The sequence below is a fragment of the Bacillus sp. FSL W7-1582 genome (genome assembly GCF_038593325.1).
GTDB lineage: Bacteria > Bacillota > Bacilli > Bacillales > Bacillaceae > Bacillus > Bacillus altitudinis.
Window position 1 is genome coordinate 2,620,549 of the sequence record NZ_CP151987.1, and the last position, 26,655, is coordinate 2,647,203.

General features: G+C 40.2%; 25 protein-coding genes. 14 read left to right on the plus strand and 11 right to left on the minus strand.

Annotated features, from left to right (window positions below; all coding sequences use genetic code 11):
- Positions 1–101 precede the first annotated feature (101 nt).
- The 5 genes from NSQ11_RS13470 to NSQ11_RS13490 all read left to right on the plus strand — a co-directional run bounded on the left by NSQ11_RS13470 (position 102) and on the right by NSQ11_RS13490 (position 4,748).
- The gene (locus NSQ11_RS13470) at positions 102–1,238 is read left to right on the plus strand and encodes a sensor histidine kinase (RefSeq protein ID WP_144610551.1); all 1,137 of its coding nucleotides are present in this window, start codon (positions 102–104) and stop codon (positions 1,236–1,238) included.
- Positions 1,235–1,834, plus strand: a complete 600-nt coding sequence (locus NSQ11_RS13475; protein WP_017358285.1) for a response regulator transcription factor — start codon at positions 1,235–1,237, stop codon at positions 1,832–1,834. The genes NSQ11_RS13470 and NSQ11_RS13475 overlap by 4 nt, the downstream gene beginning before the upstream one ends.
- 190 nt (positions 1,835–2,024) lie before the next feature.
- On the plus strand, positions 2,025–2,945 hold the full coding sequence (locus tag NSQ11_RS13480; protein ID WP_046344205.1) for an iron-hydroxamate ABC transporter substrate-binding protein: 921 nt from the start codon (positions 2,025–2,027) through the stop codon (positions 2,943–2,945).
- A 109-nt stretch (positions 2,946–3,054) separates the two neighbouring features.
- Entirely contained in the window at positions 3,055–3,744 is a 690-nt protein-coding gene (locus NSQ11_RS13485; protein WP_017358287.1) for a response regulator transcription factor, read from the plus strand.
- On the plus strand, positions 3,744–4,748 hold the full coding sequence (locus NSQ11_RS13490; RefSeq protein ID WP_019743716.1) for a sensor histidine kinase: 1,005 nt from the start codon (positions 3,744–3,746) through the stop codon (positions 4,746–4,748). Before NSQ11_RS13485 ends, NSQ11_RS13490 begins: the two co-directional genes overlap by 1 nt.
- A gap of 74 nt (positions 4,749–4,822) precedes the next feature.
- Here NSQ11_RS13490 and NSQ11_RS13495 read toward each other — a convergent pair whose 3' ends face one another.
- Entirely contained in the window at positions 4,823–6,067 is a 1,245-nt protein-coding gene (locus NSQ11_RS13495) for an FtsW/RodA/SpoVE family cell cycle protein (protein WP_046344207.1), read from the minus strand.
- Positions 6,058–6,402 carry a PadR family transcriptional regulator gene (locus NSQ11_RS13500; RefSeq protein ID WP_035391131.1) on the minus strand — a complete coding sequence of 115 codons (345 nt, stop codon included), beginning with the start codon at positions 6,400–6,402 and terminating at the stop codon, positions 6,058–6,060. The genes NSQ11_RS13495 and NSQ11_RS13500 overlap by 10 nt, the downstream gene beginning before the upstream one ends.
- Before the next feature lie 298 nt (positions 6,403–6,700).
- On the opposite strand from NSQ11_RS13500, the gene NSQ11_RS13505 reads away from it, so the two are divergent.
- On the plus strand, positions 6,701–7,462 hold the full coding sequence (locus tag NSQ11_RS13505; protein WP_017358290.1) for an ABC transporter ATP-binding protein: 762 nt from the start codon (positions 6,701–6,703) through the stop codon (positions 7,460–7,462).
- A complete protein-coding gene (locus tag NSQ11_RS13510) occupies positions 7,452–9,419 on the plus strand; it encodes an ABC transporter permease (RefSeq protein ID WP_342501126.1) in 1,968 nt (655 codons plus the stop codon). The genes NSQ11_RS13505 and NSQ11_RS13510 overlap by 11 nt, the downstream gene beginning before the upstream one ends.
- Positions 9,420–9,458: 39 nt before the next feature.
- Here NSQ11_RS13510 and NSQ11_RS13515 read toward each other — a convergent pair whose 3' ends face one another.
- Both NSQ11_RS13515 and NSQ11_RS13520 read right to left on the minus strand, forming a co-directional pair.
- Positions 9,459–10,811, minus strand: coding sequence for an amidohydrolase family protein (locus NSQ11_RS13515; protein ID WP_046526493.1), 1,353 nt, complete (start codon positions 10,809–10,811; stop codon positions 9,459–9,461).
- Between the two features lie 105 nt (positions 10,812–10,916).
- Positions 10,917–11,504, minus strand: a complete 588-nt coding sequence (locus tag NSQ11_RS13520; RefSeq protein ID WP_048002746.1) for an NAD(P)H-dependent oxidoreductase — start codon at positions 11,502–11,504, stop codon at positions 10,917–10,919.
- 119 nt (positions 11,505–11,623) lie between these two features.
- On the opposite strand from NSQ11_RS13520, the gene NSQ11_RS13525 reads away from it, so the two are divergent.
- On the plus strand, positions 11,624–12,055 hold the full coding sequence (locus tag NSQ11_RS13525) for a MarR family transcriptional regulator (RefSeq protein ID WP_081114431.1): 432 nt from the start codon (positions 11,624–11,626) through the stop codon (positions 12,053–12,055).
- 420 nt (positions 12,056–12,475) lie between these two features.
- On the opposite strand, the gene NSQ11_RS13530 is transcribed toward NSQ11_RS13525, so the two are convergent.
- From NSQ11_RS13530 to NSQ11_RS13550, 5 genes are all read right to left on the minus strand, one after another.
- Positions 12,476–13,090, minus strand: a complete 615-nt coding sequence (locus NSQ11_RS13530; RefSeq protein ID WP_116307263.1) for a LysE/ArgO family amino acid transporter — start codon at positions 13,088–13,090, stop codon at positions 12,476–12,478.
- A 136-nt stretch (positions 13,091–13,226) separates the two neighbouring features.
- On the minus strand, positions 13,227–14,807 hold the full coding sequence (locus tag NSQ11_RS13535; protein ID WP_116307265.1) for an acyl--CoA ligase: 1,581 nt from the start codon (positions 14,805–14,807) through the stop codon (positions 13,227–13,229).
- A gap of 220 nt (positions 14,808–15,027) precedes the next feature.
- A complete protein-coding gene (locus NSQ11_RS13540; protein WP_003216385.1) occupies positions 15,028–15,240 on the minus strand; it encodes an alpha/beta-type small acid-soluble spore protein in 213 nt (70 codons plus the stop codon).
- Between the two features lie 89 nt (positions 15,241–15,329).
- Complete coding sequence (gene thiI / locus NSQ11_RS13545; protein WP_007501769.1) at positions 15,330–16,535, minus strand: tRNA uracil 4-sulfurtransferase ThiI; 1,206 nt, start codon at positions 16,533–16,535, stop codon at positions 15,330–15,332.
- 4 nt (positions 16,536–16,539) lie between these two features.
- Complete coding sequence (locus tag NSQ11_RS13550) at positions 16,540–17,682, minus strand: cysteine desulfurase family protein (protein ID WP_144610547.1); 1,143 nt, start codon at positions 17,680–17,682, stop codon at positions 16,540–16,542.
- Between the two features lie 202 nt (positions 17,683–17,884).
- Between NSQ11_RS13550 and brnQ (NSQ11_RS13555) the strand changes: the two genes are divergently transcribed.
- Positions 17,885–19,228: a branched-chain amino acid transport system II carrier protein gene (gene brnQ / locus NSQ11_RS13555; protein WP_181891439.1), complete on the plus strand. Its 1,344-nt coding sequence runs from the start codon at positions 17,885–17,887 to the stop codon at positions 19,226–19,228.
- A gap of 209 nt (positions 19,229–19,437) precedes the next feature.
- Complete coding sequence (gene brnQ / locus NSQ11_RS13560) at positions 19,438–20,781, plus strand: branched-chain amino acid transport system II carrier protein (RefSeq protein ID WP_050827562.1); 1,344 nt, start codon at positions 19,438–19,440, stop codon at positions 20,779–20,781.
- A gap of 41 nt (positions 20,782–20,822) precedes the next feature.
- Here brnQ (NSQ11_RS13560) and ezrA read toward each other — a convergent pair whose 3' ends face one another.
- A complete protein-coding gene (gene ezrA, locus NSQ11_RS13565) occupies positions 20,823–22,526 on the minus strand; it encodes a septation ring formation regulator EzrA (protein ID WP_050827563.1) in 1,704 nt (567 codons plus the stop codon).
- A gap of 336 nt (positions 22,527–22,862) precedes the next feature.
- On the opposite strand from ezrA, the gene hisJ reads away from it, so the two are divergent.
- Positions 22,863–23,678, plus strand: coding sequence for a histidinol-phosphatase HisJ (hisJ, locus tag NSQ11_RS13570; protein WP_050827565.1), 816 nt, complete (start codon positions 22,863–22,865; stop codon positions 23,676–23,678).
- Here hisJ and refZ read toward each other — a convergent pair.
- Positions 23,648–24,313, minus strand: a complete 666-nt coding sequence (refZ, locus tag NSQ11_RS13575) for a forespore capture DNA-binding protein RefZ (RefSeq protein WP_008343081.1) — start codon at positions 24,311–24,313, stop codon at positions 23,648–23,650. The genes hisJ and refZ overlap by 31 nt on opposite strands.
- 126 nt (positions 24,314–24,439) lie before the next feature.
- On the opposite strand from refZ, the gene NSQ11_RS13580 reads away from it, so the two are divergent.
- The 3 genes from NSQ11_RS13580 to NSQ11_RS13590 all read left to right on the plus strand — a co-directional run bounded on the left by NSQ11_RS13580 (position 24,440) and on the right by NSQ11_RS13590 (position 26,649).
- Positions 24,440–24,940 (plus strand): GAF domain-containing protein, encoded by a 501-nt coding sequence (locus NSQ11_RS13580; RefSeq protein WP_041092574.1) that lies wholly within the window; start codon positions 24,440–24,442, stop codon positions 24,938–24,940.
- A gap of 310 nt (positions 24,941–25,250) precedes the next feature.
- The gene (gene rpsD, locus NSQ11_RS13585) at positions 25,251–25,853 is read left to right on the plus strand and encodes a 30S ribosomal protein S4 (RefSeq protein WP_007501777.1); all 603 of its coding nucleotides are present in this window, start codon (positions 25,251–25,253) and stop codon (positions 25,851–25,853) included.
- 235 nt (positions 25,854–26,088) lie between these two features.
- Complete coding sequence (locus NSQ11_RS13590) at positions 26,089–26,649, plus strand: hypothetical protein (RefSeq protein ID WP_008343075.1); 561 nt, start codon at positions 26,089–26,091, stop codon at positions 26,647–26,649.
- Positions 26,650–26,655: the final 6 nt, after the last annotated feature.

Sequence of the window (26,655 nt, forward strand, 5' to 3'; positions counted from 1 at the left end):
CTTACAATAGAAGGAGCTTGTTGTATTTGCAGGATGCAGTCACCTGTTCAATTTGATAAAGTAGTGAAAAAGACTGAAAAAATGAAAAAGGTGAATCACGGATGAAAAAACAACTTAAAATTCAAAAACTGCATGGGATTTCCCCATATATTTGGGCGATTTTTTTCATCCTGCCCTTTTATTTTATCTTTAAGACCCCTTCGACTTTAAGCATTGTGATCGGCATTATCTTAAACGTCGTTTTTTTTGCGGTCTACCGTTTTGCCTTTGTCTCAAAGGGCTGGTCGTTATATGTATTCGGCCTTCTATTAATCGCCATTTCGACTGGTTATGTGATGCTCTATAGCTACATTTATTTTGCTTTTTGTATCGCCTATTTCAACGGGCATATCAAAAGAAAAGTCCCTTTCTATATCTTATACTATATTCATCTAGGGAGCGCTGCCGTAGCGGTGAATTTTAGCCTGATCTTAAAAAAGGGCTGGTTTCTCACACAAATTCCGTTTGTCGTGATTACACTGATCAGCGCCATCCTCCTCCCTCTTAGCATTCGAAGCAGGAAGGAACGTGAACGGCTAGAAGAGAAATTAGAATATGCCAATGAACGGATCGCCGATCTTGTCAAACTTGAAGAAAGACAGCGAATTGCTCGCGATCTGCATGACACACTTGGACAAAAACTCTCTCTCATTGGATTAAAGAGTGACCTTGCCCGTAAGCTCGTGTATAAAGATCCTGAACAGGCTCGTGCCGAACTAAAGAGTGTTCAGCAGACAGCTAGAACGTCTCTAAATGAAGTGCGGAAAATTGTTTCTTCCATGAAAGGTATTCGGATCAAAGATGAGATATTGAATATCAAGCAAATCCTTGAAGCCGCCGATATTGACATGATTTATGATGAAAAGGAAGCGCCGAAACACATCTCTCTTCTGAACGAAAACATTGTGAGCATGTGCATCAAAGAGGCCGTGACGAATGTCGTCAAACATAGCGACGCCACTGTCTGTCAAATCACCATTCATCAAAAGTCAAAGGAAGCTGTCATTACAGTTGAGGATAACGGCACATTTAAAGGCGGTGATCCATCCTCTCAAACGAAGGGACATGGCCTTTTAGGGATTAGAGAAAGATTGGAATTTGCAAATGGACGCCTGCACATTGAGACAAAAAACGGGACGAAGCTGATCATGAGCATTCCAAATGATTCAGCAGCGAAAGATAAGGAGGAAATAAAATGATTAACATCTTTATCGCAGAGGATCAGCAAATGCTGCTCGGTGCTCTTGGATCGCTTCTCGATTTAGAAGACGATATGACGGTTGTTGGAAAAGGCACAAACGGCCAGGACGCCATAGATTTTGCTAAAAAACACCCGGTCGACATTTGTTTAATGGATATTGAGATGCCAGGAAAATCTGGGCTCGATGCCGCTGAAGAACTCAAAAAGTCTGATGTGAAGATCATCATTTTAACTACCTTTGCCCGTTCTGGCTATTTTCAAAGAGCGCTGAAAGCTGGCGTTAGCGGCTACATGCTGAAAGACAGCCCAAGCGAGGATTTGGCAAGTGCCATCCGCAGCGTGATGAAAGGGAAAAAGGTGTACGCCCCTGAATTAATGGAAGACTTGTATTGCGACGAAAATCCTTTAACTGAACGAGAAAAGTCGGTTCTAGAACTCGTCGCAGACGGAAAAAACACAAAAGAAATCGCCAAGGAACTCAGCATAAAAAGCGGCACTGTCCGAAACTACATATCCGTTATTTTAGATAAACTAGAAGTCAAAAACCGAATTGAAGCCATCACTCGTTCCAAAGAAAAAGGCTGGTTTAAATAAGAAAAAAGATCAGGTCAGACACTGCCTTGATCTTTTTTTCTTTCTATCCGAATTCCTCTATCCACTGCTAAAATATCATTGACAACAAACCTCACATCTATGGTATGATATCTGAGTGATAATAATTATCATTATCACTCATACAACCAAATACACGGCTTATGTGCCGATTTCAAAGGAGTCTACATTCATGAAGAAAATATTGTTCCCTCTGATGCTCATCTTCGTACTTGCGTTGAGCGCATGTGGCAATAGCAGCAACTCTTCCTCAAATAAGGGAAAAAATCAATCAACGTCAGACACGATTACATATCAATCTGAAAATGGACCTGTGAAGTTGCCAGCAAATCCAAAACGTGTTGTTGTTCTCGCCTCTTATACAGGAAATGTCTTGTCACTTGGTGTGAACCTTGTGGGTGTTGACTCTTGGTCAAAAAAGAATCCACGTTTCAAAAAGAAATTAAAAAATGTGGAAGAAGTATCAGATGAAAATGTAGAAAAAATCATGAAGCTAAAGCCTGATGTCATCATTGGTTTAAGCGGTGCAAAAAATGTAGAAAAACTAAAAAAAATCGCCCCAACTGTTTTATTCACGTATAACAAAGTCGATTACCTTCAGCAGCATATTGAAATTGGAAAAGTCTTAAACAAAGAAAAAGAAGCAAAAGCATGGGTCAAGGATTTCAAACAGCGTGCAGCTGAAGCTGGCAAAGAAATCAAAGCAAAAATCGGTGAAGATGCAACCGTATCTGTCTTTGAAAGCGGCACAAAAGATCTTTACGTCTTTGGAGATGCATGGGGACGCGGAACAGAAATCCTCTACCAAGCAATGAAACTAAAAATGCCTGAAAAAGTAAAAGAAAAAGCATTAAAAGCTGGTTATTATGCGGTATCACAAGAGGTCATCCCTGAATTTGCCGGAGACTATATGATCATTAGCAAAAACAGCGAAATGGACAATTCCTATCAAAACAGTGAAATCTATAAGTCCATTCCTGCTGTGAAAAAACATCGTGTGTATGAAGCAAATGCGGAAGAGTTTTACTTTAATGACCCGCTCACACTTGAATATCAATTATCATTCTTTAAAAAGCACTTTTTAGGTAAATAAACCGAAGCAAGGGATCTCTTCCCTTGCTTTTTTGCTGTCTGCTTCTAGCGGGAGTGCCTATTTTCCGCTACAATAATGTACAAGTAATTCAAAAAGTGTGGTGCTCGTTTTGTTTAAAATTTTGCTGATTGAGGATGATACAACCCTCTTCCAAGAAATCAAAGAACGTTTAGTCAACTGGTCTTATGATGTGTATGGGATCAACAATTTTCAACAGGTCATGCAGGAGTTCACTTCCATCCAGCCTGATTTAGTCATTATTGATATTCAGCTGCCAAAGTATGATGGCTTTCATTGGTGCCGCATGATTCGGCATCATTCTAATGTGCCCATCATCTTTCTTTCCTCTCGTGATCACCCTGCTGATATGGTCATGTCGATGCAGCTTGGAGCTGATGATTTTGTACAAAAGCCCTTTCACTTTGACGTTCTCATCGCCAAAGTAAGTGCTGTTCTTCGCCGAGTCCATGATTACAATGCGGAACCAGCCAACTTAAAAGTCTGGTGCGGCGCTACCCTTGATCTCGAAAATAATACAGTGACAAATGAAAACGGTGAGATTGAATTAACAAAAAATGAGTTTTTTATTCTCAAAGAATTGATTCAGCATAAAAACCATATCGTCAAAAGGGAATCTCTCATCCAAGCTTTATGGGACGATGAACGATTCGTGAGTGACAATACACTCACTGTAAACGTCAACCGCCTTAGAAAAAAACTAGACGAAATCTCCCTTGGCACCTTCATTGAAACAAAGGTGGGTCAAGGTTATCTTGCAAAAGAAAAGGATGATCAATGATGCTGCAAGCATTTCTAAAAGAACGAAGAAGCTGGATCTTGTTCTTTCTTAGTTTGCAGCTTCTCATTCTCTTTGTTGCATATTTGGATACAACGATTCCACTCGCTTCTCTTTTTTATATCGTGCTTTTGTCTACATTACTCTTCATTGTTTTTCTTTTTTTTCGTTACCGGAAAGAAACTGCTTATTACATGCAACTGAAAGAATGGGATGAAAATATAGACCATCAAATGCGTCTCAAACCCTCTTCCCCCTTTGAACAAATTGTACAGGAGGCAGCGTCAGAGCAAATCGACCGATACCGCCAGATGACGGCTAAGCAAAAGACTGCGCTGGAAGAAGAAAAAGATGAACTGCTCTCATGGATACATGAGGTGAAAACGCCGCTCACGGCGATGCACTTAATGATTGACCGCATAACAGAACAGCCGCTCAAATCAAATATGACCTATGAATGGCTTAGAATACATTTACTCCTTGATGCACAGCTGCATCAGAGCAGGATCCAACATATTGAAAATGATTTATTTATTGAAAAACTGGATCTCCAAAACATGCTAACGAAAGAAATCAAAGCGCTCCAATCGTGGTGTATGCAAAAAGGAATTGGCTTTGACCTTTTATTAGAAGAGCGAGATGTATTAAGTGATACAAAATGGTTATCCTTTATGATCAGACAAGTGCTGACAAACGCCGTCAAGTACAGCCAATCATCTGACATTATCATCGAAAGCAAACAAATGAACGAACAAGTGGTGCTCACCATCACAGATCAAGGCAGAGGAATTGACCCAAGAGACGTGTCCCGTATTTTTGAAAAAGGCTTTACCTCCACAAGACATCACAATGACACGGCCTCCACAGGCATGGGGCTCTATTTAACAAAAAAGGGAGCTGACGCTCTTCATATCACGATCGAGGTCAACTCCACATTAGATCAAGGGACAACTTTCACCTTTATTTTTCCGAAAAAGAATGATTTTGTGCATATTGCAAGCATGTGAACATACAGTTCAAGAAACCCAATCTCTTCATCCAACGATGCATTGAAGAGATTGGGTGATTTTATACAGCCATATCACGCTACTTCACGGCATATTTCTCCTAGCTGTTTCCTTCTATAAATACTCATTAGCAGCCCGACTGACATCATTTCTAGAAGAATATGAGATCCCCCATAGCTCATAAAAGGCATGGAAACTCCTGATATAGGCAATAATCCAAAGTTTGTGAAAATACTTAAGATAAATTTTGCTGCAAATGTGGTTGCCAAACCAATCATTAATATTTTGCCATAAGCAGATTGAACTCGTTTCGCTGTATGAACTACTCTATAAATCAAAGTCACAAACAACATAAGAACGGCCAATCCTGCAAACCATCCGAATGAATAAATGATATACGTCAACATCCAATCAGTGTGAACATCATACAATGCGTACGGATTTATTTGAAAACCATTTGAGCTAAATTCATGAAGTGAGTATTGGTAAAAGTGGGCCATATCAGCTTGATACAGAGAAAATAATTGAACAATGAGATAGACAATACCTGCTGCTGTAAACGGAATAAGCTGTCTCATTCTTGCATGAGATACATACATCATCGTTATGCATATGACCATAAAGGTGATGGTTGCAGAAAGAGATCCGACTATATGTAATAAAATAATGGGTAAAGTGACAATCGCTAACCCTAGCCAGGACTTGAAACCATTCTTCCAATTCCAAGATTGATAAATGCCAGCTAACGAAATAATCATCAGAAATGGAAAAATTTCAGTCAGATTGATCGATCCATTATTTAAGCTTAAAAAGAGAATACCGTTCACTCTTGTCCCAATCATCATTGTAAGAATCAGCATTCCAATCGTTCCTATGTATAAATGCCATGAATAGGGTAAAAAGCGCCGATAATCAAAAGCAAACAGTCCAAGCATCAACGCAAGACCAAATACATAGTAAATGAGACTTTTATAAAAGATATTCGTGTCTTGAAAATGAAGTAAATGAGAATGAAACTGAAAATAATACATTACAAACAGCCCAAATAAACAAGTAGCTAATACAAGAAGTATCGTTTTAAAGTCAACTTGAGTTTTGTGTGTTTCATGAAGCTGCATTCCGAGTATGGCTGCATCTCCAATTTGATCGAGCGCTTGATCTACCGCCTCTTCTTCTGACATGCCCGCACTGACCGCTTCCTCTTTCAGCGTGTATAAATGATCACGAAGCTCAAGCTTTATACTTGCATGTACGTCTTTATTTTTGATTCGTTTACACACATTTTTGATATATTGTTCAAACTTTTTCTCTAGTCCCATACGACTTTCTCCCCGTTCAAAACGCCATCTACTGCATCTTTAAACACAGTCCATTCTTCTTTCTTTTCCTTCATAAACGCTTTGCCCTGTTCATTAATCCGATAATACTTCCTTTTTCGATTGCCATTCCCTTCACCCCAGTAAGACACAATGAATCCTTTCCCCTCCAAAGTGTGCAAAATAGGATATATCGTCCCCTCTTTAAAGCTAAAAATCCCTTCGGATTTCGACTCCAATTCCTTAATCATTTCATATCCATACATCGGCTTTTCATTTAACAAGCTTAAAATAAGGGTAGCTGTACTCCCCTTTAGAAGCTCTTTACTCACTTTCATCCATCGTCACCTCTAATACATAGATTTACTATGCATATATTTGATATGCATATCTTACATGAAATCAAATACTCTGTAAAGGTTCATCAGAAAAAAACAAGAAATTTGATACATCATAGCGAAAAACAGATAAAATAATTGAATAACAATCTGAATTCTACATAAGGCTTTGACATATCAAACAAGCATGTGACAACAATGTCACATGCTCGTCTGTTTTGTTCGCCAAATCGCAGGAAGTCTGATCGGCTTCTTTTTATACTAGAGATATCAATTAAATAAAAAAGGGGTTCGACAGATGAACATTTTAGAAGCTCGCAAGTTATATAAAAGCTATGGAAATAAATTCAATAAACAAGAGGTGCTGAAAGGCATTGATTTGACGATAGAAGCTGGAGAATTTGTCAGCATCATGGGGCCATCAGGCTCGGGGAAAACGACCCTTTTGAACGTATTGTCATCGATTGATCATGTGTCCAGCGGATCGATTCGGATCGCAGATGCAGATATGACGCAAATGAAAGATCAGCAGCTCGCTGAATTTAGAAAGAAACAGCTTGGCTTTGTTTTTCAGGATTACAACTTACTTGATACACTCACGGTTAAAGAGAACATCCTCTTGCCATTATCCATCTCCAAAACGCCTAAAAAAGAAGCTTTTGAACGCTTTCAACAGCTTGCAGAGGATATGGGGATTTATGAACTAAGAGACAAATATCCAAATGAACTGTCTGGTGGACAAAAGCAACGGACATCTGCAGTACGTGCCTTTATTCATGAACCAAGCCTCATTTTTGCTGATGAACCAACTGGAGCACTTGATTCCAAATCTGCTTCTGACTTACTGAACAAGCTGCAAGAATTCAATCACAAGCGCAAAGCAACCATTGTCATGGTGACGCATGACCCTGTTGCAGCCAGTTATTCAAGACGAGTGATTTTTATCAAAGATGGACAGATCTATACACAATTGAATAAAGGCGCTCTAGAGAGAAAGATGTTTTTCGAGGATATTATGAAAACGCAAGGTGTTTTAGGCGGTGTGAAGCATGAACATTAATCAGCTCGTCTTCCGCAATCTGAAGAAAAACTTAAAAAATTACTATTTATACGTGTTTGCACTTGTATTTAGTGTGGCGCTCTACTTTTCTTTTGTCACCTTGCAGTACTCACCAGCACTTGATGATGTAAAGGGGTCCATTAAGGGCGGTGCGTCGATTAAAGCCGCTTCAGTACTACTCATTGCCATTGTTGGAATCTTCCTGTTATATGCGAACAGCATTTTTATTAAACGAAGAGGGAGAGAAATAGGTCTCCTGCAGCTCATTGGCATGACGAAACAAAAAATTTCCAAACTACTCAATGCAGAAAACTTTATCCTATATGTGGTCTCCATGGCTATTGGTATCATAGCTGGATTTATCGGTTCAAAACTCATGCTGATGGTGCTATTTAAAGTAACCGGCGTGAACGCCATCGCCAACCTGCATTTTTCAGGCATGGCCCTTTTGCAGACACTGATCGTCTTTTTCGTCATCTATGGATTAATTATGTTAAGAAATCGATGGTTTATTAATAGACAGACGATTTTATCTTTATTTAGAACCACGTCTTCTACAGAACAGCGTGTGAAAAAAATCTCTGTGTTTGAAATCATCATTGGGGTTCTAGGCATTGCATTCATCAGCTCAGGCTATTATATTTCTTCTAAGCTTTTTACCGGCACATATACGTCCATGCTTGCGTTACTTTTAGCGATGATTTATATTCTAGCCTCTGTCATTATCGGTACCTTTCTTTTCTATAAAGGCTCTGTTTCGTTCATTGCCAATATCGTACGCAAACGAAAAAATGGCTATCTCGCCATTCATGAAGTCCTGTCTCTGTCATCTATTATGTTCCGGTTAAAATCAAACGCACTGCTTTTAACGATTATTACAACGGTATCTGCGCTTGCCATCGGGTTGTTATCTTTAAGCTACATTTCCTATTACTCAGCAGAAAAAACCGCTGAACAACAGATCCCTTCCCATTTCGTTATGGGTTCTAAGAATGATGCCGATACCTTCACTCGTGCACTTTCTGACAAACATATCGCTTATGATCTAAAGCAGGTCAAAGTGATTCGAGCAAAATTTGATGCAAAAAAACTCATGGATATGGATGCAGAGTTAAAAAATATGAATAATGAACCCGGCATACTGACACTGCCTGTGATTAGTGAGAAAAACGCACCAAATATTCATGTGGGGAACAACGAAGTGATTTTAAGCGGCTACAGTGATCTATTAAAGAAATTCATGCCGATTAAAAGCTCAGGCGATGTGAAGCTTCTCATCAAGAAACCGCTCGATTTGAAAGTCTTGGATTTGAAAAAAGATTATCTCATTTCCTATAACTTCACTTTTGGCGGTCTGCCTGTTGCCGTCGTGAGTCAAGATGTTTTTGAGCAGCTAGACCAACAGAAGGATCCTAAGCTACAGCTAGACCAACAGAAATATCTGCAATTTGAGAATAGTCTATATATCGCAGTCAATATAAAAGATAAAAAAAATCTTGAAAAAGCAAATAACGTGTTTAACTCTTTAAAACTAGGTGACAACAGCATGTCTCAATTGGCTTCAGCTCAGCAGCAAAAACAAACCATCGGATTGATGATGTTTGTAGTCGGATTTTTAGGTCTCAGCTTCCTTGTCACATCAGGCTGTATTTTATACTTTAAGCAGATGAATGAAAGTGAAGAAGAACAAAGCTCTTACACGATCTTGCGTAAGCTTGGTTTTACTGAGAAGGATCTATTAAAAGGTATTCGGCTCAAACAGCTATTTAACTTTGGGATTCCGCTCGTTGTCGGGTTGCTTCACAGCTACTTTGCAGTACAGTCAGGCTGGTTTTTCTTCGGCGGTGAACTGTGGACACCAATGCTCATCGTCATGTCGATTTATACGGTGCTATATTCTATCTTCGGATTCCTATCTGTCCAGTATTACAAAAAAGTCATTAAAGAATCCTTGTAATCTCATCCCCATAGGCAGCTGCCTATGGGGATTGTTTGTTTATGATGGCGTTGATTCAAACTTGTGCGATAGAATATGATCTCTTGCCGCATAAGCTTTTTGTTTGACCTCTTCTAAGTTCACTCCAACTAGCTTCCCATTTTGTTTCACTGCTTTTCCAGCCACATAGACAGAATCAACATTTGAAGGGTGTGCCGTTTGCACAACTGCCCCAGCTGGATCTGTCATCGGAAGAAGATTCATGCTTGTCCGATCGATCAAGATAAAATCAGCTTCTTTTCCAGGTGTGAGTGAGCCGATTTTGTCATCAAGCTTCAAGGCACGAGCCCCGTTTATAGTGGCTGCTTCAAGCATTTGCTGTGCAGACAATCCAAGTTCAGGCCCTGGCATCGTCCCTTCCATCAATAAAGATTGATTTTGAATCGCCCGCTCCGCCTGTAGTCCGAATTTCATTTGGGTAAATAAATCTCCGCCTGTCGCTGTCACCACATCTACACCAAGCGTTGGCAGAACGCCATTTTCAATGGCGAGCCCTGTGACAGGATATCCGTGTCCCATCATCATTTCAATCTCAGGTGTAATCGAGATGGAGCTTCCGCTGTCAGCTAACATCTTCATTTGATCTGCATCAATTGCATTGATATGCACCATATTCAAATCAGGCCCGAGCAGCCCTGCTTGATGAAGCCGCTCAATCGATCGATCCGCCGCTCCCCAATTTCCAAAGCCAATGTGCATACTGCATAATGCATCTAGTGATCTCGCTGTTTCAATTTCAAAGACGGTCGTCTCCCATGAAGAAAATTCAGGTCCACGAATGGCAAGTCCCATCGTCAACAGCTGATCCGATGATTGAAAATGTTTTTGTTTCACGCGGGCTGCGTCTTCCATATTCGTGAGCGTACTCTCTCTGTCCCAATACGCTGCATCTCCAGAGGTACCAAAACCAAAGACCGCTCGAATACCCGCATCTTTTAAACCTCCAATGAGTTCTTCTGTATGATCCATAGAATTGATCATCGTCCAGTCGAAAAACGTTGTCACTCCTGCATCTAATGCCTCTAATGCGCCTAAATAATTAGCAATTCGATCATCTGATGGACGTCTCATCGCCCCATAGTTGCCATAATAAATTTTGCTCAAATACGTTTGCAAAGACCAATCTGTTCCGATCCCCCGTATGACAGACTGCCACACATGACGATGGGTATCCACAAGCCCTGGCATGATGACCATGTCAGACGCATCCACAACATCAGCACCGCTTGCTTCAATCGAAGGTCCGACTTCTACAATATGTGCCCCTTCAATTAATAGATCTCCCTTCTCCAGAAAACCTAAAGATGGATCAAGTGTGATAAGAGCCGCATCTTTAAACAATGTTTTCTTCATCCATATCCCCCTTTTCAAATAAAGAGAATGAGTCACTCACCCTCTCTGTCATTTTAAGACATAACAGGTTCAAATTAGAAGAAAAGTGACTCAAGGAATGTGGTTTTATGAGCTGATATTCCGAAAATAGTTGTATATCCGTTTTAATTTCACGTCATGCTTCCCTTTTGGACTTTCCATCATGCCAAATTCAAAGAACTTCACCGGTTTAATCCCGACATATTGTAAAAGAGCTCGTTTCATTAACACCTTGTGGGCATTCTGCAAAAAGAAGAAAGGGTAGTGGGTCGGTCCTTGCATTGTCGATACACATACAGCCCTCTTTCCTTTTAACAAGCCTTCTGGAAGCAGACCGCCAGTTTGACGGTAAGCAAAATTCGCTGCAAACATGCGATCAATAAAACCAAGCAACATAGCTGGCGGCCTACCCCACCAAATCGGATAAACAAACACGATGTTGTCTGCCCATTTGATTTTCTCTTGATATTCTTGAATCTCAGGGTCCTTATGCATATCACGTCTTTTTTTCTCTTTATTAAAAATAAGTACAGGATCAAATTTGTCTTGGTATAAATCGATGATTCTCACTTCTTGAACGTTTGGATTTTCTTCACTGCCCTTTAGGATTTCTTTAAAAAAAGCACCATTTAAACTATTGTGGTGGGGGTGAGTATAAATAATGAGTACATTCATGGCTTATCTCCTTTAGTTATCATTTGATAACAAAAAGCATACACCCCTCTTTTTTAGTTGTCAAATGATAATTGTTTTTTGATAATAAATTTGGTATGGTACGTAGGAGGTGAAACAGGATGAAAAACCCACATTTTTTCAAAGAGTTTGTCACATTTGCTTCTACTTTTTCTGAGCTGAAACATGCTATGATGAGCAAGATCAAACCATCTGATCTAACCACTCTACAATATTTGATTCTGGAGCAGTTAGCCGTCAGTGAGCCGCTAACACCTAGCGAAATCGCCGATTGTCAGCACATGTCTCTTCCGAATGTCAGCAGAGAATTGAAAAAGCTTCACGAAAAACAATTCATTGATAGACAAGAAGATAAAGATGACAAGCGAAAACATGTCATTATGCTCTCTAAAAAAGGCCGCGAGTGTATGGACAAAGCATTTCAACAAATTGAATCCATGCTCATGGACAGCCTTTCTTCCTCTGACCAAAATCAAATGGATGATATCGTACAAGCTCTCCGTCTATTAAATCAAACCATCTTCAAAAAATGATCGAATGAAAAAAGCATGAGCGTATCGCTCATGCAAATGATTTTTGAACACATTAGTAAAGAGATGCTAAAAGATACGTGATGAAACCTACTATGTTTTATTCGTATTCTTATATAAATTTCACAGCAAAACTGGTACACCAAACGTCAATGTATCAAAGACAGCAAGCACTGCCCCTTTACGCTGTTCTTTATGAGCCATTTAAAACCTCTAAATTACATTTTTATAATGTAGCATAGATCCTATTTTGATCATTTCCTACAGGTAATTGAACCGTCAGCATGTCTGATAAAAATGAACAGGATGTAACTGAAGCTTCTCCCGAGATGGTAGACAATAAAAAAGCCATCCAACGCTTTTTCCCATGACATGTTCAGCACTCATTTTCATGCATCACGTCTCTTTTGCTCTATGTATCCTTTATCCAATAAGCTGATAGGCGATATATAATGCAACCAGCCAGATCATGACCGCAGAGGCTTTATTGATCCGGTTCATCCACTTGCCGTTTGTATCTAGCTTACCTAACATTTTCCCAAGAAGGGCAAGACCCATAAACCATAACCACGAGACAATGATACAGGCTGCGGTAAATGCCACCTTTTCCGCCCCATGATATTGAAGAGAGTTCGTTCCTATCACTCCTATTGTATCGAGAATCGCGTGAGGATTTAAAAGTGAAACGGAACAGGCAAATACGATTTGTTTTCTCATAGGCATCAAGTCCATCTTTTCTTGATTACCTGTTGCGGAGCTCGTGTTCCAAACTGACCACCCCATATAAAGTAAAAAGAAAAATCCAATGATAAAAAGACCCATTTGCAAGATAGGAATGGTGAGTACAACAACCGAAACCCCAATGATAGCTAAAGTAATTAAAAGTGTGTCGCAGAGAGCAGCTGTAATGACCACAGGCAGCACGCGATATAATCGAGGCTGAAGGGCTCCTTGCTGAAATACAAATACATTTTGTGCGCCCAAAGGTAAAATAAGACCAAAAGCAAGCACAATCCCATGAACTATCGCAATCGACATTTTCAGAACATTCTCCTTTTCAAGTCATCCTTACACATTTTAACATAAAACATCATGAACGAATTTTACATATTTGATTTGTCCAATAAAAAAAGCGCTGGATGATTTTCCATCCAGACGCTTATTGTTTCTACTGTTATGATGATTTTCGTGCAAGCTCTCTTTCTCTCAGCTCGACACGTCGAATTTTCGCTGACGGAGTTTTTGGTAGCTCGTCAATGAATTCGATTTCTCTTGGATATTTGTACGGTGCTGTTGTATTTTTCACGTGTGTTTGCAGTTCTTTAATCAGCTCATCGCTTTGTGTAGATGCATCACGCAGGACGACGTATGCTTTCACGATTGATCCTCTGATTTCATCTGGACTTGCCACGACAGCACATTCTTTCACGGCTGGGTGTTTAATCAGTGCATCTTCGACTTCAAACGGGCCAATTGTATAACCTGAGCTGACGATGATGTCATCCCTGCGGCTTTCAAACCAAAAATACCCGTCTTCATCTTTTTTCGCACGGTCACCAGTAATAAAGTAATCCCCACGGCGCTGCGCCTTTGTACGCTCTGCATCTTTGTAGTATTCCTTGAATAAAGCCGGCGTTTCAAGATGAACGGCAATGTCACCTATTTCTCCTGGAGCACAGATCTGGCCATTCTCATCAATGATCTCTACTTCATTGCCAGGTGTTGGTTTGCCCATGCTACCTGGCTTGATGTCCATTCCTTTCAGCACCCCGACTAGCAGCGTGCTTTCTGTTTGCCCGTAACCATCTCGCACTTCGATATCGAAATGTTTTTTGAACGTATCGATGACTTCACGGTTGAGCGGCTCTCCCGCAGAAACAGCACTATGCAATTTGGGTAGCTCGTACTGACTGAGGTCATCCACTTTTGCCATAAATCGATATTCTGTTGGTGTACAGCATAGAACATTGATTTCATTTTTTTGAAGCAGCTCTAAGTACGTATTCGGATTAAATTTCCCTCCATAAACAAAACCTTCTGCTCCGCTTCCTAAAACAGATAAGAGAGGACTCCACACCCATTTTTGCCAGCCCGGTCCTGCTGTTGCCCATACTTTATCCCCTTCATTAATGGAGAGCCATGCTTTGGCCGCAGTACGTAAATGTGCATACGCCCAGCCGTGTGTATGAACAACCCCTTTTGGGTTACCTGTTGTGCCTGATGTATAAGAGAGAAACGCCATGTCCGTACTTGTTGTGTCTGCCAATTTCAACTCGCTTGACTGCTCTTCCTTTTGCGCAACAATGTTTGTCCAGCCATGATCATTCTCACCAATCGAGAATGTTTTGAAATCTTTTGGCTGGTTGGTTCCTTCAAACGATTGAATGAATGATGCGTAAACAATCGCTCCTTTTGCTTCTGCATGTTCAATTCGGTAATCTATATCTTTAGCGCGAAGCATTTCTGAACAAGGAATCACAACCATTCCTGTTTTTAGAATGGCTAAATAAATGCTGTATGCCTCTAGCATACGAGGCACCATCACAATGATTTTATCGCCTTTTTTAAAGCCTGCATTTAATAGAACATGACCAATTTTATTCGCCTCTTCTACTAATGCTGCATATGTCACATGCGCTTCATGGCCATTCCCGTCCTGCCAGTGCAGGGCGATTTTCTCCTGGTCATGACTGAACGCTTCAATCTCACTGACTAAGTTATATTGTTCTGGTGCAATTAAGTCTTCTCTTTTCATGGTACAGCTCCTTTTAGCCTCTTTCTATGAAACGAATCATGTTTCAATTTACCTATTCTAACACTCATAACTGAAAAATGCTTGAATTAGGACCTACTCCTAGTATTATGCCATAATTTTTTCATTTCGTCTTCTTTTTTAAAAATATTCTAACAATTTATGTACAAAAAAAGAGCGGGAATAAACCCGCTCATAAGCCATAGCTTTTTAATTGTGTGTCTTAGAAAGATCCGCCACCCATATGTTGTTGAGCGTAAGATACAAGACGCTTAGTGATTTCTCCACCAACTGATCCGTTAGCGCGAGCTGTTGTTTCTGGTCCAAGGTTTACGCCAAATTCTGAAGCGATTTCGTACTTCATTTGGTCGATCGCTTGTGCAGCGCCTGGAACGACTAATTGATTAGAACTGCTTTGTCTGTTTTGTTGAGCCATGTGTTCTCACCTCCTTGTGAATATAGAATGTGTAGAAACACATGACTTCATGCGATTGATTTTATGGTAATTATTATGAAATTTTTTATTTAGAATAAATCAGCGAATTTGTCAGCTGCTTTCTTTTCATTTGTGACAACGATTGTTTCGATCTGCTCCACTGCCTCATCAAGCATTGGCTCGAATTCAGCAAAGCTTTCGTAGCGTTCTACTTTTTCAAGTTTTGGTTTTGTTTTTGGAGATGGCGGCGTAAAGATCGTGCAACAATCCTCAAATGGCTGAATGCTTGTCTCATATGTGCCAATTCGTCTCGCTTCTTCGATAATGTCATTCTTATCCACGGCAATCAGCGGTCGAATGATTGGTGTGTTTGTGACATGATTAATGGCATACATGCTTTCAAGTGTCTGACTTGCCACTTGACCAAGGCTTTCCCCTGTAATAATGGCAAGCGCATCACGCTTGGCTCTTATTTTATCTGCAATTTTGAGCATCATTCTTCTCGTTGAAGTCATCGTATAGTTTTCTGGTACTTGTTTGTGAATGAGCTCTTGGATTTTTGTAAAAGGAACGATGTGAAGCTTGACTTCGCCTCCATAGGCAGCTAAGCATTCCGCTAGATCAATGACCTTTTGCTTAGCACGTTCACTTGTATAAGGTGGGCTAAAGAAATGAACAGCTTCAATTTGAATGCCTCGTTTCATTGCCTGATAGCCTGCCACTGGGCTGTCAAAGCCGCCAGAGAGCATTAGCATCGCTCTTCCGCTTGAACCAACTGGCAGTCCGCCTGCACCTTTTACATCTTTAAATGTAATGTACGTCGCGTGTTCTCTTATTTCAATTCGCAAGTGAACATCTGGCTGTTTCACATTAACGGTTAAGTTGTCTGTATTCCTTAGAACATGTCCACCAATTTCTCGGTTCATTTCATTTGAATCAAGCTCAAATTGTTTATAAGAGCGTTTCGTTGAGACCTTAAATGTATTTCCTTGTTCATACACTTCCTGAACCGCTGAGAGTGCCGCTTCTTTGATGGCATCAAGATTTGTCTCACATTTCACAGCCAGGCTAAAGCTTTGAATGCCAAATACACCTTTAAGCTGTTCTGAAATTGGTTCAGGGTCTTCTCCGTTTAGCATGATCGTAATGCGGTCTCTGTCAGATGCATACTTTAATGCTTCAAAGTCTTTTAATACAAACCGGATGTGCTGTCTTAGTTTTTCAATAAATTTCTTTCTATTTTTCCCTTTTGTTGAAATCTCACCAAAACGGACTAAAATATGGTCATACTTCATGTTGTTATCTCATTCCTTTTAATTTTTTCACACTTTGTGCGATCGATGTGATGATTTGTGGCGCTAGCTCTGGTCCTTGTCCATATGTCAAACTGATTCTCATGCTGCTTTTGGCTGCATCTTCTGATTTCCCCATCGCCAGCAGGACACGGCTTGGTTCCTTTTTCTTAGCAGAACAAGCAGACGTTGTCGAAACGTAAATGCCTTCTTTTTCGAGCATATGCAGAAGGACTTCAATTTGAATACCTGGCACTGAAAAATTCACAATGTGCGGTGCACTATGTGTCAACGGTGTGTTTATGACGACGCCTTCTATCTTTCCAAGCTGCTGCTCTAGCTCCGTTTTTAAAGCGATCATCTCGTCATGATGCTTATTTAAATGTTCAAATGATTGCTTGATGGCTTTTGCTAAGCTGACAGCTCCAGCAGGATTCTCAGTCCCTGAGCGAAGGCCAAGTTCTTGCTCTCCTCCTGTGATAAAAGGCGCAAGCACGATCTCTTTCTTTAAAAAGAGGGCACCTGTTCCCTTCAAGCCGTGAATCTTGTGGCCTGACATCGTTAAAAGATCAATATCCATCTCTTTAGGCAGCGGAACCTTGCCAATTCCTTGTACGCCGTCGACATGAAAAATCGCCTCTTTGGCATACGTCCGAATGATGCTTGCCGCTTCCTCTATCGGCTGAATCGCGCCTGTTTCATTGTTTACATGCATGAGACTGACAAGCACTGTATCAGGGCGAAGCACTTCTTTTAAATGCGTCATATCTGCACGGCCATGCTCATTTACTTGAATATAGGAAATATCAAAGCCAAATAATGTTTTCAGCTGTTCAAACGATTCGATGACAGATGGATGCTCAATCGCTGTTGTGACAATATGTCTGCCTCGGTTCATCTTGGCAAGAGCAGCCCCTTTGATGGCTATGTTATTTGCTTCTGTTGCACCTGAAGTAAAAATAATCTCATATTGTGTAAAGCCTGTATAGTGAAGGATTTGTTTTCGCGTTTCACTTAATAGACGGCTCGCATCAATTCCAAGTTGATGCAGCGAAGACGGATTCCCAAAAAAACGCTCACTCACTTGCTGATGTACTTGTAAAACCTCTGGATAAGGCTTTGTTGTTGCACTATTATCAAGATAAATCATATCTTAAACTCCTTACAAAAAAACTTAAAAAATAAATGCATTTATATGTTACCATAATGAAGTCAGACAGAGAATTTTCTGAAAATGGCAGTTGACAACTTTTCATTTTCACTATATCATCCATAGTGCAATTGTCATATAAACACCTGAATTGTCAGAATATTTAAATTTGACACAATACACTGATTGAGGAGGGACTATTTTGAAAAATAGTTTAAGTATAAAAGAAACATTAGCTATTGGACTAATGCTTTTTGCATTATTCTTTGGCGCAGGAAATATGATTTTCCCGCCTGTTCTTGGACAATATGCTGGTGAAAACGTATGGCTTGCCATCGGTGGATTCCTACTTACAGGCGTAGGTCTTCCACTATTAGGGGTTATTGCTGTCGCCCTTACAGGTACCGGAGCCAAAGGTCTTGCCGATAAAGCACACCCTAAATTCGGGACTATCTTCACCGTTATTCTGTATTTATCCATTGGACCATTTTTCGCCATTCCGCGAACTGGTACGGTTTCGTATGAGATAGGATTAGCTCCATTTCTTTCTGAAGGACAGGCTGAATCATGGATTCCATTATTCATCTTTACTCTGGTGTTTTTCACCATTACGTATCTTCTTGCTTTAAACCCTTCAAAGCTGGTTGATCGAATTGGTAAAGTGCTGACACCAATCTTATTAGCAGTTATTGCCATTATTGTGTTTAAAGCCATTGCTACACCGATGGGAATGATCGGTGCGCCTGATGCGACATATAAAGCAAACCCTCTCTTTACTGGGTTTTTAGAAGGTTATAAAACAATGGATGCTCTTGCTTCTATCGTTTTTGGAATCGTGGTCGTAACAGCTGTGAAAGATAGAGGGATCACAGAACGAAAATCACTTGCATCGGCTTGTATAAAAGCTGGTCTTGTTGCAGCAGTGGGACTAGCACTCGTGTATATTTCACTTGCTTATGTTGGTGCTTCAAGCCCTGATGCAACTGGAATGGTCGGAGCAAATGAAGGAGGAAAACTACTTTCACTTTCTGCAAACTTTTTATTCGGTTCTGCAGGTAACATTGTACTTGGCGCAGCCATTTTATTCGCTTGTCTAACAACAAGTATTGGACTTGTCTCATCTTGTGGCGAATATTTTTCAAAGCTTTTCCCATCACTTTCTTATCGTACAGTCATTCTCATTGTTTCTTTATTTAGCACATTCGTTGCAAACCTTGGACTGGCACAAATTATCTCTCTATCAGTCCCTGTACTTGTGGCGATATATCCACTGGCCATTGTCATTATTTTATTATCGTTCCTTGACCGCTGGATTAACGGCAGACGAGTGATTTATGTCGTATCCTTGATCTTCACTGGATTTTTTGCCATTATTGACGGCTTACTTGCTGCCAAATTCAATCTAGGGGGTTTACCTAACTTCTTAGATTCATTCATTCCATTTTACGATTTAGGCATTGGGTGGGTTGTACCAGCGATCATCGGCGCAGGGATTGGCGTACTCATCTCTATGTTGACTGGCCCGCCTAAACAGCTTGCATCCTAATCATTCTTTAAACATCCTCTTCCAAAGTGAAGGGGATGTTTTTTTATTGTCCTCCATATACTAAAATAGAAAAATTCATGACTTTTGTACGAAAACACATGTTGACATCAGGCGTACATCCTTTATAATTAGTGATTGTTAATGATGAACGGTTACCTAGCAACTAATTAACAGAATATTTCAACATAATAATGGAGGCTTTAAATGCAATGAAGGCAACTTTGTCGACGAAAGATACGGTTATCATAGGTTTTATGCTGTTTGCTCTATTCTTCGGCGCCGGTAATATGATTTATCCACCAGAGCTTGGGCAATATGCTGGGCAAAATGTGTGGAAAGCAATGGGCGGATTTTTATTAACAGGTGTCGGTTTACCGCTTCTTGGGATTATTGCGATTGCTTTAACAGGTAGAGATGCGAAAGGACTAGCTGATAAAGCTCACCCAGCTTTCGGAACAGCGTTTACCGTCATTTTATATTTATCTATCGGGCCACTTTTCGCTATTCCTCGTACAGGAACGGTTTCATATGAGATTGGCGCACTACCCTTTTTAGCTGGTGTACCAGCTTGGCTCTCACTTTTTTTATTTACACTGGCCTTTTTTGGTATTACGTATTATCTTGCGCTAAATCCAACGAAAATTGTGGATCGTGTAGGGAAAGTGTTAACACCGATTAAATTTACGATCATTTTGATTATTATCGTCAAAGCCATTTTGACACCGATGGGCGTCATTGGCACACCTGATGTGTCCTATAGCAATGGATCATTTTTCAAAGGGTTTTTAGAAGGCTATAAAACCATGGACGCTCTTGCATCTATTGTGTTTGGAGTTGTTGTCATCAACGCCATTAAAGGACGTGGTGTAACAAGTAAAAAAGCACTCACATCTGCTTGTATCAAAGCTGGCCTAATTGCAGCTTGCGGATTAACATTTGTTTATCTATCACTTGCTTATTTAGGCGCTTCAAGTACACACGCCATTGGTTTTGTTGGAGATGGCAGTAAGATCTTGGCTCAGTCTTCGCAATTTCTTTTTGGCAGTTTAGGTAATATTGTGTTAGGCGCGGCGATTACGGTTGCCTGTTTAACAACAAGCATCGGTCTTGTGACATCGTGCGGAGAGTATTTCTCAAAATTACTACCTAAGCTTTCTTATAAAACAGTTGTGACACTCGTGACATTATTCAGTTTTATCATTTCAAATTTTGGACTTGCTCATATTATCGCTTTTTCAGTACCTGTTTTAACTGCGATTTACCCGTTAGCGATTGTGATTATTGTTTTATCACTTGCTGACAAATGGCTTGGTCATAGAAGACCTGTGTATATCCTTACTTTGATTTTAACTGGCTGCGTCAGTCTGTTTGACGGCTTAGCAGCGGCGAAACTGCCGATTGGTCCTGTGAAAGATCTCTTTCAAACGATCTTGCCGCTATATGACCTTGGCATTGGCTGGATTATGCCTGCCATACTCGGAGTCGTGATTGGATTTGTGATCTCTCTTTTCACTTCTTCTGCTTCAGAAGAACGTCAAAAGCAAGCTTCATAACACGGAAAAAGCTGAAGTCCTAAAATGGACTTCAGCTTTTTTTATTGATGCTGATATTCTTTTTCTTGCTGACTTAAAAGTTTCTGAACGGCTCCAGGTGATGCTTTTTCGACAGCTGCTGCTGCCACTTCAAATGAATCGTTATAATCATAGGCATAAAATCTTCGTTCTGCCTCTTTTAATTGCTCTGAAAGAATGTGGTTTTGACTTCTAAACCGGTTGCCGTATTGTATAATCCGTTCAATTTGATCCACTTTACGAAGCATGTCATGTGTTTCATCAACGACATGTCTGACTGTTTCAGAGGCTTCTTTTAATTGCTGGTTCACTGCTGGCATATTCAGCGGCAAATTTTCTAGCTGCTCCTGCACTTGCTGAATCATCTCCTGCGCTTTTTCAGCACGTTCTTTGATGTCAGCAGGTACACCTGGAATGTTGCTTTTGTGCAGCTGGCGCACTGTATCTGTCAGCATGGTTTTAAGTTCAGCCAATGTTTCTCTTGCCTGTAATTCTTCTTTTCGTAACGATTGAAGGTGATCTTTAAACGCTTCATGAAGCGTTTTGGCATCCTCAATAAAGGTCTCAAGCTGATTGATTTCATCCATTAATAATGTGTATGCGACATGGTCACGATCAAGCTTCTCTCGTATTTGCTTCATGAGCTTTTCAATTTCTTCTAATCGTTTTTCGAAGGCTTTCTGCTGATCCAGCTCTCCTGCTGTCAGCTTGTAGCTTTCTTTCACAAGAGCCGTTTCTGCCTTTGTCTGCGTGTGGTCTTGTTCAAGTTTTTCAAATGCCTCGGTCAGCTCAGGCATTTTGCTCTTGATTTCCTGACCTGCTTCTACTTCTGCTTCTAGCTGATCATACAGCGTCTGAATCGCATCATCAATCATTTGCAGAATGCTTGATGCTTCATCTAAGTTGAGTTCATCAATCAGCAGCTTCTCCGCCCGGGTCAGCTGTTTATTCAAGTTATCCAGCTCTTTTGTGATCTGGATGTGCTCTAGTTTGTAGCCTTTGTCTGTCATTTCTTTATAACCGTCTTTCAGCTTCGTCAGCTGACCTGGCACAGTTTGTTTGCAGTCTGCGATGAGCTTCGGTACATCATTGATATATAATTGCAGCTGATCGAGTCTGCGGTCTTGCTCAAGCAAAATTTTCCTTGCTGTCATGTAGTTTCCGTTTTCTGTCTCTTCTTCATACTGCTTGATCCCTTCCCAGGCCTCGTCCAAGTCTTGCTCCATTTTGTCATAAAGGGTGCCATATAAATGGCTGTAAGCAAGCAGATTTTTTCGTACCGTTTGATATTGCTCTTTGACCTTCTCGATGTCTTTTCGGTTTTGCTCTTCACTTGTGACAAGGTCTGCAATCTCTTTTAAAATGTCTTCGATGTTTGAATCAGCAGCGGTGAGCAGATCTCCTATATGTGCAAGAACTTGCTTCGCTTTGGAGAATCGATATTTATCAGAATACTCCTCTGCATCATATAATAGCTCCTCTACCTTTGGAAGATGGGCTGTGACGATATCGTCCCACTCTGCACGCCATCTTTCAAAAAACTGCTCTGTTTCTCCGGTCATTTTTAAATGTTTGATTTTTGAAATTTCTTCTACAATTGATCTGTTTAAAATTTCAATTTTCCATGCTTCCAATCGGTCAATCTCTTTATATATATTTTTTCTGAGGAAATAACCGACTGAAAACAAAGCAAGCAAAATGACAATTAAACCGATGATAAACTCCATAATGAGCCCCCTTGTTGTGATCTAAGTGATGTCAGGGTAGTGTCCCGAGTAGACCTGAGAACCCTTTCGTGTCCGCTTTGCATTTGTTTTTTATAAGCAGGATTGTATTTTTTCCAATACGATCCATTCACGGTTTTATGTATGTTTTTTCAAGAAAGTCATTCAGGCTTTCTATCATTTGATCACATGTATTGATGTGACCTGTTTTTATGTATGCGGAAGCTGTCGTTTTCATTGTTATTATGATACCATGTAACCAGCATTTTTGGTCATGATTTTTCATTATTTTCGCTGATAAACATGACGTTTTTCAAAATATCGACAAGAGGTGACGACATGTTGAAACAAGATGCACATTTACATACGCCATTTTGCCCGCACGGTACGCTTGATCCTTTTCATTCTTATATTGAAAAAGCAATGAAAAAGGGATTTGATTCCATCACCTTTACCGAGCATGCCCCGCTGCCTCCTTCGTTTCGAGATCCAACGCCTGAGCAGGATAGTGCCATGAAGCTTCAAGACCTTGAAGCCTATTTGACGAAGCTGGATCAGCTGAAACAGGAATATAAAGGACAGTTAATAGTAAAAACTGGGCTTGAGGTCGACTATATCAAAGAGTATGAAGAGGAAACAAGTGCCTTTTTAGACTGCTACGGCCCTGAACTAGACGATAGCATTTTATCTGTTCACTTTCTTCCTGCTGGCAATGATTATATTTGTCTTGATTTTGATGAGCATGCCTTCAAGCAGCTGATCAGTATCTATGGCAGCACCGAACACGTCTATCAAAGCTACTATGACCAAATTCATTCTTCTATTCTATCATCTTTAGGTCCATATAAGCCAAAGAGAATCGGTCATATCACCCTTGTCCAGAAATTCAAACAACTTTTTCCATACGAAATGTCGCCAGAACTATGTCAAAGGGTCACCCTTTGTCTTGAAGAAACGGCAAAAAAAGGCATGTCCTTAGATTTTAATACATCAGGTCTTCGTAAAACATATGCCAGAAGTATCTATTTAGATCAATGGATGATTGATCTTGCAAAACAGAAAAAAATTCCGCTCATATTCGGGTCTGATGCCCACCAAGCGGAAGATCTCGGGTATGCGTATGATCAATTTGAAGACATCATGAGTTTCAGGTGAGGATCAAGTGCGGGTTCATTTGGTTCTAACAGATGATGAAGCGACCGGCTCAGTTCCTTATAGTACGTTTGATAAAAGTAAGGCTCATTTGGGTTGATATAAAGCACCTCTGTTAAATATTGCGGCTGCAAATAAGGCATCATCAGAAGTGATTTTAGCTGGATCATAAATGATGAGAGTGACAGCTGCTTACAAATCACATGGGTGCTTTTTCCTTTTTCAATGATGAGCTGAAACAAGTATTTTTCCTTTGTTAAATAGGTGGACATGATTTCCCTGATCAGCGTTGAATCAATGGTCACTTCTCGATAAACGAAACGGGTTAATTGACGATTTTCATGCTGATAAGATAAAATATCAAAAACCACATGAAGTAAACATTCTTTTGCATGACGGGTTTCCATGTGCTGGATGTGCGATTCAATCATCTGAATATAGCCTTCATAAAAATCGGATACGAGCTGCTCGAGCAGCCCTCCTTTTCCTTGAAAGTAATAAGATATATGGGCAACGTTGACGTTTGCTTCCTTCGCAATCTCACGGACAGAGGTTCCAGAAAATCCTTTTTGGTTAAAAAGTCTGATGGCAGCTTCAATAATACGGTCTTTTGTTTGCACGGTTGTTGATGTTTTCATCCGCTCACCCCTCTTCATGTGTACATACTTCAAGGTGAAGGCGGAAGTTCCTTTAATCATTGCTCGACAAATCCCACATGCGAAACGCAAGTTATGTATTTTTGAGATAGAAAGTAGGAGATTTTCATGTTTCATGTCGAAAAACAGTCTGGCGATCCATCGAAAGACTATCAATTACTCATCAAGCAAGTAGAAGCGATTACGGATGGTGAACCTGATCTCATTGCCAACCTAGCCAATGCTGCGGCGCTACTTTATCACTCGCTTCCTGAAGTCAATTGGGCAGGATTTTATTTAGCAAAAGGCGGAGAACTTGTGCTTGGTCCATTCAATGGACTGCCCGCATGTGTACGCATTCCTTCTGGAAAAGGGGTTTGCGGTACAGCATTTGCGACAGGTGATGTACAGCGTATCGCTGATGTCCATGCATTCCCTGGTCATATTGCATGTGATGCAGCATCGCAATCTGAAATTGTGATCCCACTTAAAGTAAATGGACAAATCATTGGGGTACTCGATATTGACAGTCCAGTGAAAGATCGTTTCAATGAAGTGGATGAAACGTACTTAGTTCAATTTACAGAGGTTCTCCAAAATGCGTTATCAGCCTCTACTGATGCGTCATGATGCTTGAAAAGCAGACAATGTGTCTGCTTTTTTGTTTTGCTTTCTTCCCGGATGAATGCCGACCACGTTTGACATTCTTCTCTTTAAATAGGTTGACTTCTCCTATCTGGCGTCATATAATAGAGTTTGTGTGAAATATGGCAGCCTTTTTGTTCGGCTTTTTTGTATCATTTTGTTCCTTCTATATGGAGGTGCATCTTGTAACTCCCTGCTGCTGGAGCGAGGATGCATGAAAACATAATGACGGAAAAGACAAAGAACAGACGGTTTTTATTTTTCACAAATAAAAACAATAAGGAGGAGTCACATTATGGCTCGCTATACAGGTCCAAGTTGGAAGATTTCCCGCCGTTTAGGCATTTCATTAAGCGGAACAGGTAAGGAACTTGAAAAACGCCCTTACGCTCCAGGCCCACATGGTCCAGGACAACGCAAAAAACTATCTGAATACGGTTTACAATTACAAGAGAAGCAAAAGCTTCGTCACATGTACGGTGTCAACGAACGTCAATTCCGTACTCTTTTTGACAGAGCTGCTAAACTTCCTGGTAAACAAGGTGAAAACTTCATGATCCTTCTTGAAACTCGCCTTGACAACCTAGTATACCGTCTTGGCCTTGCTCGTACGCGCCGCCAAGCTCGTCAGCTAGTAAACCATGGTCACATCCTTGTTGATGGAAGCCGTGTAGACATCCCATCTTTCTCTGTGAAACCAGGTCAAACGATTGCTCTTCGTGAGAAATCTCAAAACCTTGCAGTTGTGAAAGAATCAGTTGAAGTGAACAACTTCGTACCTGAATACCTTACTTTCGATGCTGAAAAGCTTGAAGGAACTTTCACTCGTCTTCCAGAGCGTTCTGAATTAGCGCCTGAAATCAGCGAACAACTAATCGTTGAGTTCTACTCTCGTTAATTTCATGACTCTCTCAGAGAGTGATCAAACAAACCCTAGAGACCTTGATTGTTCAAGGATTTCTAGGGTTTTTTATTTGGTCTTTTGTACGATACTCTCTAGCTACAAATTTACACACAAGAAAATTAGAAACCGATTACTCTTTACTCTTTTTCGTTTTCCTCTTACAATTACATTTACTGGATAACTCACAACTTAAAACAATAATGTAAAGAACGTTAAGGAGGAAAGCAATTTGTCGATTATTTCATTTATGTTAGCACTTATGCTCTTTTCAATTATTATCTATGCGATTTTGAGAAAGACAAAAGTTGTCGATGAAGCGCCTGGAGCTATCGCTGAAATTCTCCTCATTTTACTCATCTTTTTTGCGATTAGTTTTGTCATCATCATTCCAAGTTCTGTACTTTATGTTGTTTCATTAGGAGTGAATTTTCTTTTTGGAGAATATATTACCTATGCATCATTTCTTTCATTATTGACCTTCTGTCTATTCGTCAGTGGGATTGTTCTTTTTTGGTCGATCTTTTTAGTATTCATTGGTAAAGGAATTTCCTCTTTGCTAAGATTTCCTCAATGGTTCACGTTTATCTTTGAATTTCTACTCTCATGGATCGTTGTGCATTTCTCAATTAAGTTTGTACTTAATATGAACATAGTCAATGTCTCCATTTTGGAGCACGGCACACTCATTTTATCTTTCTTTGTCAGCTTCTTATTTATTGGAATAGATCTCATATACTCAAGTATTGAACAACGAAAACAGCCGCTGGATGAACAAGCAAAAAGCTCCTAGAGATGA

Excerpts from the sequence above, each read along its gene's own strand:
- NSQ11_RS13540 (WP_003216385.1), bottom strand. The coding sequence starts at position 15,240 with ATGGCTCAACAAAACAGACAAAGCAGTTCTAATCAATTAGTCGTTCCA.
- NSQ11_RS13510 (WP_342501126.1), top strand. The coding sequence starts at position 7,452 with ATGAACATTAATCAGCTCGTCTTCCGCAATCTGAAGAAAAACTTAAAA.
- NSQ11_RS13490 (WP_019743716.1), top strand. The coding sequence starts at position 3,744 with ATGCTGCAAGCATTTCTAAAAGAACGAAGAAGCTGGATCTTGTTCTTT.
- NSQ11_RS13515 (WP_046526493.1), bottom strand. The coding sequence starts at position 10,811 with ATGAAGAAAACATTGTTTAAAGATGCGGCTCTTATCACACTTGATCCA.
- NSQ11_RS13580 (WP_041092574.1), top strand. The coding sequence starts at position 24,440 with ATGTTTCATGTCGAAAAACAGTCTGGCGATCCATCGAAAGACTATCAA.
- NSQ11_RS13470 (WP_144610551.1), top strand. The coding sequence starts at position 102 with ATGAAAAAACAACTTAAAATTCAAAAACTGCATGGGATTTCCCCATAT.
- NSQ11_RS13505 (WP_017358290.1), top strand. The coding sequence starts at position 6,701 with ATGAACATTTTAGAAGCTCGCAAGTTATATAAAAGCTATGGAAATAAA.
- NSQ11_RS13550 (WP_144610547.1), bottom strand. The coding sequence starts at position 17,682 with ATGATTTATCTTGATAATAGTGCAACAACAAAGCCTTATCCAGAGGTT.
- hisJ (WP_050827565.1), top strand. The coding sequence starts at position 22,863 with ATGTTGAAACAAGATGCACATTTACATACGCCATTTTGCCCGCACGGT.
- refZ (WP_008343081.1), bottom strand. The coding sequence starts at position 24,313 with ATGAAAACATCAACAACCGTGCAAACAAAAGACCGTATTATTGAAGCT.
- NSQ11_RS13530 (WP_116307263.1), bottom strand. The coding sequence starts at position 13,090 with ATGTCGATTGCGATAGTTCATGGGATTGTGCTTGCTTTTGGTCTTATT.
- rpsD (WP_007501777.1), top strand. The coding sequence starts at position 25,251 with ATGGCTCGCTATACAGGTCCAAGTTGGAAGATTTCCCGCCGTTTAGGC.
- ezrA (WP_050827563.1), bottom strand. The coding sequence starts at position 22,526 with ATGGAGTTTATCATCGGTTTAATTGTCATTTTGCTTGCTTTGTTTTCA.
- NSQ11_RS13500 (WP_035391131.1), bottom strand. The coding sequence starts at position 6,402 with ATGAAAGTGAGTAAAGAGCTTCTAAAGGGGAGTACAGCTACCCTTATT.
- NSQ11_RS13475 (WP_017358285.1), top strand. The coding sequence starts at position 1,235 with ATGATTAACATCTTTATCGCAGAGGATCAGCAAATGCTGCTCGGTGCT.
- NSQ11_RS13525 (WP_081114431.1), top strand. The coding sequence starts at position 11,624 with ATGAAAAACCCACATTTTTTCAAAGAGTTTGTCACATTTGCTTCTACT.
- brnQ (WP_050827562.1), top strand. The coding sequence starts at position 19,438 with ATGAAGGCAACTTTGTCGACGAAAGATACGGTTATCATAGGTTTTATG.
- thiI (WP_007501769.1), bottom strand. The coding sequence starts at position 16,535 with ATGAAGTATGACCATATTTTAGTCCGTTTTGGTGAGATTTCAACAAAA.
- NSQ11_RS13480 (WP_046344205.1), top strand. The coding sequence starts at position 2,025 with ATGAAGAAAATATTGTTCCCTCTGATGCTCATCTTCGTACTTGCGTTG.
- NSQ11_RS13520 (WP_048002746.1), bottom strand. The coding sequence starts at position 11,504 with ATGAATGTACTCATTATTTATACTCACCCCCACCACAATAGTTTAAAT.
- NSQ11_RS13495 (WP_046344207.1), bottom strand. The coding sequence starts at position 6,067 with ATGGGACTAGAGAAAAAGTTTGAACAATATATCAAAAATGTGTGTAAA.
- NSQ11_RS13535 (WP_116307265.1), bottom strand. The coding sequence starts at position 14,807 with ATGAAAAGAGAAGACTTAATTGCACCAGAACAATATAACTTAGTCAGT.